Origin of the sequence: Paracoccus sp. UBA5162 (assembly GCF_002413585.1) — a bacterium.
GTDB lineage: Bacteria > Pseudomonadota > Alphaproteobacteria > Rhodobacterales > Rhodobacteraceae > Paracoccus.
Genome location: NZ_DHXG01000064.1, coordinates 1 through 10,621, shown reverse-complemented (window position 1 = coordinate 10,621; position 10,621 = coordinate 1). Strand labels below are relative to the sequence as shown.

At 64.7% G+C, this 10,621-nt stretch carries 9 protein-coding genes; 4 read left to right on the top strand and 5 right to left on the bottom strand.

The window, feature by feature from the left end:
- The 4 genes from nirB to B4A72_RS09505 form a co-directional block, all read left to right on the top strand.
- Window positions 1-1,962: nitrite reductase large subunit NirB (gene nirB / locus B4A72_RS09520; RefSeq protein WP_292978435.1), on the top strand; the 1,962-nt coding region annotated here is incomplete at its 5' end.
- On the top strand, window positions 1,959-2,294 hold the full coding sequence (gene nirD / locus B4A72_RS09515) for a nitrite reductase small subunit NirD (protein ID WP_292952004.1): 336 nt from the start codon (window positions 1,959-1,961) through the stop codon (window positions 2,292-2,294). The genes nirB and nirD, both read left to right, overlap by 4 nt.
- A 163-nt stretch (window positions 2,295-2,457) precedes the next feature.
- Entirely contained in the window at window positions 2,458-5,106 is a 2,649-nt protein-coding gene (locus B4A72_RS09510; RefSeq protein WP_292978433.1) for a nitrate reductase, read from the top strand.
- A 79-nt stretch (window positions 5,107-5,185) separates the two neighbouring features.
- Window positions 5,186-6,088, top strand: a complete 903-nt coding sequence (locus tag B4A72_RS09505) for a LysR substrate-binding domain-containing protein (RefSeq protein ID WP_292952010.1) — start codon at window positions 5,186-5,188, stop codon at window positions 6,086-6,088.
- Here B4A72_RS09505 and B4A72_RS09500 read toward each other — a convergent pair.
- The 5 genes from B4A72_RS09500 to B4A72_RS09480 all read right to left on the bottom strand — a co-directional run.
- The gene (locus tag B4A72_RS09500) at window positions 6,085-6,822 is read right to left on the bottom strand and encodes a sulfite exporter TauE/SafE family protein (RefSeq protein WP_292978431.1); all 738 of its coding nucleotides are present in this window, start codon (window positions 6,820-6,822) and stop codon (window positions 6,085-6,087) included. The genes B4A72_RS09505 and B4A72_RS09500 overlap by 4 nt on opposite strands.
- Window positions 6,819-7,151, bottom strand: a complete 333-nt coding sequence (locus B4A72_RS09495) for an NIPSNAP family protein (RefSeq protein WP_292952016.1) — start codon at window positions 7,149-7,151, stop codon at window positions 6,819-6,821. The genes B4A72_RS09500 and B4A72_RS09495 overlap by 4 nt, the downstream gene beginning before the upstream one ends.
- 224 nt (window positions 7,152-7,375) lie before the next feature.
- Window positions 7,376-8,080 (bottom strand): fumarate hydratase C-terminal domain-containing protein, encoded by a 705-nt coding sequence (locus B4A72_RS09490; protein WP_335662023.1) that lies wholly within the window; start codon window positions 8,078-8,080, stop codon window positions 7,376-7,378.
- A gap of 66 nt (window positions 8,081-8,146) precedes the next feature.
- Complete coding sequence (locus B4A72_RS09485; protein ID WP_292952022.1) at window positions 8,147-9,115, bottom strand: fumarate hydratase; 969 nt, start codon at window positions 9,113-9,115, stop codon at window positions 8,147-8,149.
- A 12-nt stretch (window positions 9,116-9,127) separates the two neighbouring features.
- The coding region (locus B4A72_RS09480; protein ID WP_292978429.1) for an L-aspartate oxidase at window positions 9,128-10,621 on the bottom strand (1,494 nt) is incomplete at its 5' end.

The following is a 10,621-nucleotide window of genomic DNA, read 5'->3' as shown; positions in this document are numbered from 1 at the left end:
GCCGGCATGGCTGCGCGCGGGGCGAAGGTCACCGTCATTCACCTGATGGGCCACCTGATGGAACGCCAGCTTGATCCTGCGGCGGGCTATCTGCTGCAACGGGACCTGGAACGGCGTGGCATCGCCGTCCACTGCAAGGGGGCCACTAAGGCGATCCTGGGTCACGACCGGGCCGAGGCGGTGCTGCTGGAAGACGGCACCGTCTATCCCGCCGATCTGGTCTGCATGGCCGTGGGCATCCGCCCCGAGACCCGCATCGCCGTGGACGCACGGCTGGAGGTCGAGCGCGGCATCACCGTCGATGACGGCCTGCGCACCAGCGATCCGAACATCTTCGCACTTGGCGAATGCGTGGAACATCGCGGCCAGCTGTTCGGCCTTGTCGCGCCGCTTTACGATCAGGCTCGGGCGCTGGCCCGGACCCTGTCCGGCGAGACGGCCGAATTCCGCCCGGTCCAGACCGCGACCAAACTGAAGGTGACCGGCTGCGATCTGTTCAGCGCGGGCGATTTCGCCGAGGCGCAGGGCCGCGAGGATATCGTGTTCCGCGATCCGGGGCGTGGCATCTACAAGCGGCTGGTCCTGCAGGACAACCGCGTCATCGGCGTGGTCATGTATGGCGACACGGCTGACGGCAACTGGTTCTACGGGCTGATCAAGGACGGCACCGATATCGAGCAGATGCGCGACACGCTGATCTTCGGTCCCGGCTTCCAGGGAGGGTCCAGGCCGGACCCTATGGCGGCCGTTGCAGCCTTGCCGCCTGAGGCGGAAATCTGTGGCTGCAACGGCGTCTGCAAGGGCAGCATCGTCAATGCCGTGCAAGGGGGCGCGACCACGCTGGACGCGGTTCGCGCCGGCACCAAGGCCAGCGGATCCTGTGGCACCTGCACCAGCCTCGTGGAGCAGGTGATGCGTCTGACGCTGGGCGATGGCTTTGCCGCCGCCGCGCCCGGCGGAATGTGCAAATGCACCGATCACAGTCACGAGGATGTGCGCCGGCTGATCCGGTCGATGGGTCTGAAATCCATCCCCGCCGTCATGCAGGAACTTGGCTGGAAGTCCGTCGGCGGCTGCCGTTCCTGCCGTCCGGCGCTGAATTTCTATCTGCTGGCCGAATGGCCGCTGGAATACCGGGACGACCGGCAATCGCGCTTCGTGAACGAACGCAACCACGCCAATATCCAGAAGGACGGCACCTATTCGGTGGTGCCACGCATGTGGGGCGGCGTCACCACACCGGACGAATTGCGGGCCATCGCGGATGCGGCCGACAAGTATGGCGTGCCGATGGTCAAGGTCACCGGCGGCCAGCGGATCGACCTGCTGGGCGTGCGCAAGGAGGATTTGCCGCTGATGTGGGCCGATCTGAACCGGGCCGGGCTGGTCTCGGGCCACGCCTATTCCAAGGGGCTACGGACGGTGAAGACTTGCGTGGGCAGCGAATTCTGCCGCTTTGGCACACAGGATTCGACCGGGCTGGGGATCCGGCTGGAAAAGCTGCTATGGGGGTCCTGGACACCGCACAAGGTCAAGCTGGGGGTTTCGGGCTGCCCCCGCAACTGCGCCGAGGCGACCTGCAAGGATGTGGGCATCGTCTGCGTGGACAGCGGCTACAACATCAGCGTCGCCGGCGCCGCCGGCATGGAGGTGAAGCAGACCGAGCATCTGGCCGCGACCCCCTCCGAGGACGAGGCGGTCGAGATCGTCACCGCCTTCATCCAGCTCTATCGCGAACACGCCCGTTATCTCGACCGGCCCTACAAGTGGGTCGCCAAGGTCGGCCTGGACTGGGTCATCGCGCAGGTCGTGGATGATCCCCGAAACCGCCGCGCGCTGGTCAAGCGGTTCGAGACCAGCCAGTCGGTCTATCGCCGCGATCCCTGGGCCGAACATTCGACGCCTTCGGAAACGCCCCGCTGGGCCCCGCTTGCCGATCTGACCCTGGAGGCCGCCGAATGACGCGCTATGTCGATATCGCATCGCTGGAAGACATCCCCGCCCAGGGCGCACGGCTGATCCGCACCACCGATGGCTGCGTCGCGCTGTTCCGCACCGCCGACAACCGCGTCTTCGCGCTGGATGACCGCTGCCCGCACAAGGGCGGCCCGCTGTCCGAAGGCATCGTGCATGGCCATCAGGTCACCTGCCCGCTGCATGACTGGGTGTTCGACCTGACCACCGGGGCGGCCCGGGGCGCCGATCAGGGGGCGGTCCGCACCTGGCCGGTCCGGGTGGAACGCGGTCGCATCCTGATTTCCGCCGAAAGCCTCATGCGCGGCAAGGCCGCCTGAAAGGAAAGCCCATGATCACGCCTTCCATTGGCGAAATCACGCGCGGCGACGCCACCGCGATGATCGCTGCGACCCGCCACCGCGGGTTGTCCGGCCTGTCGCGCGGCCCGATTGCGACCGTCCGGCGCACAGCCGTCCTGGCGCCACAAGGACAGATCGCGCCATGAACATGCATTCCCCGGCGGGCGCGGTTCGCACGACCTGTCCCTATTGCGGCGTCGGCTGCGGCGTGCTGGCGACACCGACACCGGAAGGCGGCCTGACCGTCGCCGGCGACCCCGATCATCCGGCGAATTTCGGAAGGCTTTGCGTCAAGGGTGCCGCCCTGGCCGAAACCGTGGGTTTGCGGGGCCGGCTTCTGGCCCCGCAAATCGACGGGCGCCCGGCCGGCTGGGACGCGGCGCTGGACCTGGTGGCGCGGCGCTTTGCCCGGACCGTCGCCCGGCACGGTCCGGATTCGGTCGCCTTCTACGTCTCGGGGCAGCTGCTGACCGAGGATTACTATGTCGCCAACAAGCTGATGAAGGGCTTTATCGGCAGCGCCAATATCGATACCAATTCACGGCTTTGCATGGCCTCGTCGGTCGCGGGGCATCGGCGCGCCTTCGGCAGCGATACGGTGCCGGGGCTCTATGCGGATCTGGATCAGGCCGATTGCGTCGTCCTTGTGGGTTCGAACCTCGCCTGGTGCCATCCGGTTCTGTTCCAGCGACTGGCGGCCGCGCGCGAGAAACGCGGCACCAGAATCGTCGTGATCGATCCGCGCCGCACCGCCACCTGCGAGATCGCCGATCTTCACCTGCCCATCGCGGCCGGGGCGGATGCCGCCCTGTTCAACAGGCTGCTGGCCGAGATCGACAGGCGCGGACTGATCGCGCCCGATCCGGCCCTGGACGGGCTGGACCAGGCCCTTCTGGCCGCAAACCGGACCGATGCCGCCGTGACCGGGCTGGCGACCGCGGATCTGGCCCGTTTCGTGAACCTGTGGTGCGACAGCGAAAAGGTCGTGACGCTGTTTTCGCAAGGGATCAATCAATCCGACAGCGGCACCGACAAGGTCAACGCGATCCTGAATTGCCATCTCGCGACGGGGCGGATCGGACGACCGGGCATGGGACCGTTTTCCGTCACGGGTCAGCCGAACGCCATGGGCGGGCGCGAGGTCGGCGGGCTGGCCAACATGCTGACCTGCCACCTGGAGATCGAAAACGCCGCCCACCGCGACGCCGTGCGGCGATTCTGGAATGCGCCGCGCATGGCCGAAAGGCCGGGACTGAAGGCCGTGGACATGTTCCGCGCGGTCGAGGAGGGACGGATCAAGGCGCTGTGGATCATGTGCACCAACCCGGCGGTCTCGATGCCCGACGCCGACCGGGTCGCCCGCGCCATCGCCGGCTGTGACTTTACCGTGGTTTCCGACATCATGGCGCGAACCGACACGACGCGGCTGGCCGATGTCCTGCTGCCGGCGACCGGATGGGGCGAAAAGAATGGCACCGTCACCAATTCCGAACGCCGCATCAGCCGCCAGCGGCCCAGCCTCGCGCCCGTGGGGCAGGCGCGCGACGACTGGCGCATCATTGCCGATGTCGCCCGGCGCATGGGATGGGGCGACGCCTTCGGCTGGTCCCACCCGTCAGAAATCTTCGCCGAATATGCGGCGCTTTCGGGGATCGCCGGCGGTCTTGGCAGCGATTTCGACATTTCCGATTGCGCGGGGATCGGCAGGGCCGCCTATGACGGGATGACGCCGTTTCTCTGGCCGCGTGCTGGTGCGCGGCAAGGAGGCCGCTTTTTCGGTGACGGCCGCTATCATACCTTCTCGGGTCGCGGATGCATGGTGGCCGTCGCGCCGCGCCCGCCGCAGCCGGTCACGGGCGAATTTCCCTTCCGCCTCAATACCGGCCGTGTGCGCGATCACTGGCACAGCATGACCCGGACCGGACTTTCACCCAGCCTCTCGCGTCATCTGGCCGAGCCATTCCTGGAAATCCATCCTCGCGACGCCGCCGCGCTTGGCTTGTCACCCGCAAGTCTGGCGCGGGTCAGCGGAGCGCAGGGAGATGCGCTGCTGCGCGTCCTGGTCACCGACCGCGTCGCTGCCGGGCAACCCTTTGCCCCGATGCATTGGAGCGCCGAGACAGCGGCTTCGGGGCGCATCAATAGCGCCATACCCGCGCTGGTGGACGCTGTTTCGGGCCAGCCGGCGCTGAAATCGTCGCCCGCAGCCATTCGGCCCTTTGGCGCGGTCTGGTATGGCTTTGCGATATCCCAGGCCCCGATCAGGCCCGATTGCGAATATTGGGCGGTCTCGGCCCTGGCTGGCGGCTATCAGGCGGAACTGGCCGGGCTGCACGAACCCGATGACTGGACCGCCTTTGCAAAGCACCTGTTCTCTTTGACATCAGATCCGCTTGCCGTGCATGACCGGCGGCGCGGCCTTGCACGATTGGCCTTTGCCGGAAACGGCCGCGTGCAGGCGGCGCTTTTCGTCTCTGGCGAGCCGGTTGCCCTGTCGCGCCATCATGTCGCTGCGGCGCTTGGCTGTGACATGGACGCGAACCTGTTGGCCGGCCGTCCGGGTGTCCACCAGCCGGACGAGGGCGCGATCGTCTGCGCCTGCGCCACCGTCGGCATGAACAGCCTGGTACGCGCGATCACGACGCAAGGACTGGTGACGCTGGATGCGGTCGGCAAGGCGCTTGGCGCCGGCGCCAATTGCGGTTCCTGCCGCCCCGAGATCAGCAACCTGCTGACAAGGCTCGGCGATCCCGATCTGCCAAAGCCCGGAAACGGGTTCGATGCCGATTGACAATCAATATCGGTAAAATTATCTTTATAAAAGCCACACAAATTAAATCTATTGATAGCGCGGCTTTCATAAACGCAAGATGACCATTCGCAACCTGAGAACCTTGATCGCCTTTGCCGATCACGGCACCTTTTCGGCTGCGGCGGAAGCCGTCTTCATTACCCATGCCGCCGTCAGCCAGCAGATGAAATCGCTGGAACAGGAATGGAATGTCGTTCTGTTCGACCGTTCCCGCCGGACACCCGTGCTGACATCGGTCGGCAAGGCGCTTGTCGCAAAGGCGCGCGAGATCGTCGCCGCCTATGACGGCATGGTCCTGTCCGTGTCGGGCGAAGCGGCGTTCAGCGGCGAACTGATCCTGGGCGCCGTGCCGACGACGCTGACCGGCCTGGTTCCGTTCGTCATTTCCATGCTGAAATCCGAACATGCCGGGCTGCTGGTTCGCGTCGTGCCGGGCCAGACCACGGAACTGGCCTTGCAGGTCGAACGCGGCGCGCTGGACGCGGCGATCCTGACCCGTCTGCCGGCGGTTCCGCGACGGCACGAGTGGCAGGAAATCGCCCAAGAGAACATGGTGCTGCTCGCCTCCAGGCAATCTGTCAGCGACGACCCGATCGAGCTGCTTCGGAGCCATGCCTTCATCCGGTTTTCGCGCGAAGCCGTGGTCGGCACGATGATCGAAAACTGGCTGCAGTCGCAAGGCATCGAAGTCAAGGAAAGCATGGAACTGGCCAATCTAGATATCATTGCCAGCATGGTCTATGCAAATCTGGGGGTTTCGATCGTTCCGGTGCAGGCGGTCCCGCCTCCGATCAGCCTGCCCTTGAAGCGCCTTGCCCTTTCCCCGGCCATGCCCCGCCGGGTTCTGGGGCTCTTGTCGCGGTCGGACAATGTGAAGGGGCAGGTGCTGGAGCAGCTTTTGCAGAAGCTGCGCGAAGCGGTCGAAATCGGCCGGTTCACGCCGCCCGGAACCGCGGTCTAGACCATGTCCCGAAGCGGAATCGCGATCCCGGCCACGAACATCATCACGATCAGCAGGCGCCGGAACTGGTCATCGCTCAGGTGCTTGAATGTCCACAGGCCCATCTGCGCGGCGATCAGCGTTACCGGCAAAGCGATGGCCATCACCTTCAGGGACGCCGCGTCGTAGACGCCATCCATTGCCATCAGCGCTGCCGAAATTCCCAGGACGACGACGTTGTAGGGCTGCAAGACGGCACGGCTCTGTTCCTTGGTCCAGTCTCGCATCGAGATCCACATCGTCGGCAGGGCGCCCGACAAACCCGATACCGCGCCAAGAAAGCCGCCGACCAGCCCGATTCCGCTGTCGATGATCGGGGTCGGGCGACGCAGGCTGGGCAGGTCGCGCCGCAGCGTGAAGAAGCCACCATAGAGGATCATGAATCCGGCGACGATGAACTTCAGAAAATCGGCGTCGATGCGATGCAGAAGGCGCAATCCGATCGGAATACCGATCAGCGCGGGTATCAGGAACCGGGACAGCTGCCGCCATTCGATCGCGCGACGCACAAGGATTGCCCCCTGCACCCCGCTGACGACCGACATGACCAGAACCACCGACACGGCCTGGGTTGGTGGCATCACCTGCAGCCACCAGCCAAGCGTGAAAAGCGCGGTTCCGAAGCCGGCCAGCCCGTTCACGAACCCGCCCGAAAACGCTCCGGCCACCAGGACCAGAAGATATTCGCCGTTCACGCAGGAACCTTGAAGAACGGAGCGGGCACGAGCAGCTTGTTCTCGACCTTCGCGACCAGGGGACGCATCTGTTTGGCATAGGACTGCCATTCCGGCGACGCCTGCAACTGCTTGCGCCGCTGGAAACGGTCGTCAAGCGATTCATAGCCCCACATATGCACGATCTGGTTCAATGGTCCGAAATCGGTGTAGTAGTAGCCGACCATCCTGCCCAGGATGCGAACCTGAACCTCCATTCCCTGTTCTTCGTAAAGTTTCAGAAAGACCGGTACGTTTCCTGCGTTCAGCGTGTAGATGCGTTCATCGACAAACATCGTTTCCTCATGCATTCGGAAGGGAAAGAATGATCCAGAGCGGCCGGCATGCCTGTCGGCGCGGCCCAGAGCCGCGATGGCGGACCTGCCACCAACGGCAAGCCTTCGGCGACATCCGCAGGCCGGCACGAAGATTGCTGACACCTGACACCAGCGCGACAATGCCAGCGCGGGCCGGGCGATCGCCATGGTCTTCGGCCCCGGGCAGGATCAGACTGCCGGACAGACCGCTGACTTCCTCAGCCGATGACTTCGTCCGTTCTGTCATCGGTTTCCCCATACCGCTTGAGGACGGCGGGGCGCGTCCCTTCATAGACCTTGGCAAGACCGCCTGCGATCTTCGCGTTCTCGCGTTCGAACAGGCAATTGCCCTCGATGTCGGATGCGACGATGAAAGGTCCCATGTTTTCCGCCTCGATCACCCACATCGCCTGGGCCAGGCCCAGTTCCTTGCGCCAGTGCAGGCCTTTGACATTCTTGATTCCGCGCCCCAGCAGGGCGCCGGTGCCATAGCCGACGGTGGTCAGATAGATGGCGCCGTTGGGAACGAATTTGGTCCGATAGTCTTCCGGGCTCATGCCGCCCTTGCCGATGATGATGCGCGCGCCCGAGATGCGGAACCAGTCCGCGATCCACCTGGAAAAACGGAAACTGGCTGTCGCGGTCACGGCACCCATGTCGAAGCTGCCATCGTCGCGTTGCGCCGCGGCTGGCGCACAGTGGAAATTGGCCGCGCTTTCGGCCGGCAGGTCCATCGGGATGGGGACACCTTCCTCGATCGCGCGCTTGTAGACACCTTCCCGGCCGGTATAGATCACGCCGTCCAGATGCACGATGTCCCCCAGCTTCAATGCTGCAAGGTCTTCGGGCGACGGTGTCGTCGAAAGGCGAATGATCTTGTGGGTCATGACATTTTCTCCTTCAAGCGCGGGGCTTGGAGCCATCTTTTCGCAGCCGGATCCTTGCGGCCTTCCGCATCGGGCCGCGTCAGGTTGCGCGGGTGCCGGATGCTACTGTGCCGCGGTCGCGGTCGCGGGCCATTCGACCGTCTCGCGGCGCTGAAACGGGGTGAACCATTGCGGATCGGTGCGGTGTTCGACCCGCCCGTCGGCATGGACCCGCGCGCAGGCCCGCCGGGATGACAGGCAGAAGGCGTGAACACTCATCTGCATCCCGCCGGTGTGGCAATAGCCAACCTCGATATGGCAATCGACGACCATCGACTTGCCGACGAAACCCATGGCGCCCATGCCGATCGAGTTGCCGAGTTCCTTGAACTCCATCTCCAGCTCGGCGATCCTGGGGTCGGGGTTGCGGTCGCCGACGGTGCGCAGGCAGGCGGCGCGCTTGCCCAGCACCATGCAGGTATCCTTCGAGCCGCCCAGCCCGATACCGATGATCGCCGGCTGGCAGGCCAGACCGCGTTTGCCGAAGGCGACAAGACTGTCCAGATAGAACCGCTTGATCCCCTCGATCCCGTCGGATGGAAACAGCATCCGGTAATCGGTGCCGAACAGGCCGCCCTTGTGCACGGTCGTCAGGTCGATCCAGTCGCCCTGGCCGGGGGCTGACGGCTCGAAACCGTATTCGATCTCGGGCGCGTTGATACCGACATTGTTGTCGTGATCGGTACGCCACAGCGGATGGACCCGGTTGGGGCGCAGCGGAACGCCGTTCGTCGCGGTCGCCGTCGCCCGACGCAGGGCTTCTTCCAATGCGACGGGACCGCCCTCGATCTGCGCCTCGTTGCCCATCTTGACATACCAGCGCGGGCACCCCGTATCACCGCACATCGCGCGACGATCCTCCTTTGCGGCTTTGTAGTTCTCCAGCATGGCTTGAAGAACGAAGGACGACAGATCGCCGTCCTCGACACTGGCCGTGGCTTCAAGCCCATCGAGATAGTCTTGCGGGATCTCGATGGCCGCCTTGTCCATCAGCACTTCGGCGGTGGATTCGATGAGGTCTATGGAAATCATGGATCGTCTCCTTTACCGGGCCGCCTGCACCAGCGTCTCGGGCTCGCCCTCGGGCAGCACGGTTTCGCCCGGCCGAACGATTGTGAACCGGACCGGGTCGCGCGATACGCGCAGCCCCTCGGCGGTTTTCCGCGCCACCGTGAAATACGAGGTTTCCAGATCTCCCTGATCGGGAAAATCCTCGCGGAAATGCGCGCCTCGCGAATTCTCGCGCGCCAGGGCAGCCTCGGCGATGACTTCGGACACGTCGACCAGCGATGCCAGGTTAAGCCAGTCGTGCCAGGTCAGGTTGAACGCCAGGTTGGACGGATCGACGCCGATATCCTGCAGGTCGGTGGCGACCGTCGCGATCTTTTTCAGGCCGCTGATCAATCCCTGTTCGGTCCGCATGACGCCGACATCGTCCCACATCGCGTCCTGCAATACGCGGCGCAGGTTCTGGACATTGCCGACAGGCTTGCCAAACGGGCGTCGCGCGCGCTCGATCTCGGCCGACAGGATATTCTCATCCGGATCGCGCAGTGCCGTCATGGCGCGAATGTCGCGGCCCATCACGTCACCCGCGATACCGCCATAGACGGTCGAATTGGCGACGCCATTTCCGCCCAGCCTGTTCGATCCATGCGCCCCGCCCGCATCCTCGCCGGCGACATACAGCCCTTCCATGGCCGTGCGGGTATCGACATCGACAACGACGCCGCCCATGAAATAATGCGCGGTCGGCACCACCTCCACCTTGCCGCCGGCAAGATCGAAGCCCGAATCGGCGCAGCGCTGGACCATGCCCTTGAACTTCTTCGCAACGATGTCGGGGCCAAGATGCGCCATCGAGATGAACACCCCGCCATTGGGCGATGAATTGTTCTTGCGCATCTCCGAATAGATGCCGCGGCTGACCACGTCGCGGGTCGAGCGTTCGCCGCGGGTGTCATAATCGTACATGAACCGGTGATCGTTGCCGTTCAGCAGATGCCCGCCCGCGCCGCGCAACCCTTCTTCCAGAACGGTGCCGGTCATCTTGGTATGGTCGCCGGCCAGCAGCCCGGTCGGATGGAACTGAACCATCTCCATGTCGCGCAGCGGCAGCCCCGCGCGCAGCGCCATTGCAAGCCCGTCCATCGTCTTGTCGCCCGAGGGCGTGTGGTATTTGTACATGGTGGGGCCGCCACCCGTTGCCATCAGCACCGTCCTGGCGCGGACAAAGCGGAACTTTCCGCTGCGCATGTCGATGAACAGGACCCCGGCGAGGGCCGAGCCATCCTTGGTCGGGATCAGTCCGACGGCGCGATGCTCCTGAAGCTTTTCGATCGGGCGGGCCAGAACCTGTTCCATCAGCCGGTTGATGATCTCGATCCCGGTCAGATCGCCCTTGTGCACCGTGCGATCGGCCGTCTGTCCCGCGAACGCCTTGTGATGCAGCGAGCCGTCCGCGACCCGGTCGAAGAAGCAGCCGATTTCGTTTTCCAGTTCGCGGACACGCACGACCGCCTGTTCGCACAGCCGCCA

Coding starts and splice junctions, on each gene's coding strand:
- B4A72_RS09505 (WP_292952010.1), top strand. CDS start 5,186: ATGACCATTCGCAACCTGAGAACCTTGATCGCCTTTGCCGATCACGGC.
- B4A72_RS09490 (WP_335662023.1), bottom strand. CDS start 8,080: ATGGCTCCAAGCCCCGCGCTTGAAGGAGAAAATGTCATGACCCACAAG.
- B4A72_RS09495 (WP_292952016.1), bottom strand. CDS start 7,151: ATGCATGAGGAAACGATGTTTGTCGATGAACGCATCTACACGCTGAAC.
- B4A72_RS09485 (WP_292952022.1), bottom strand. CDS start 9,115: ATGATTTCCATAGACCTCATCGAATCCACCGCCGAAGTGCTGATGGAC.
- B4A72_RS09510 (WP_292978433.1), top strand. CDS start 2,458: ATGAACATGCATTCCCCGGCGGGCGCGGTTCGCACGACCTGTCCCTAT.
- nirD (WP_292952004.1), top strand. CDS start 1,959: ATGACGCGCTATGTCGATATCGCATCGCTGGAAGACATCCCCGCCCAG.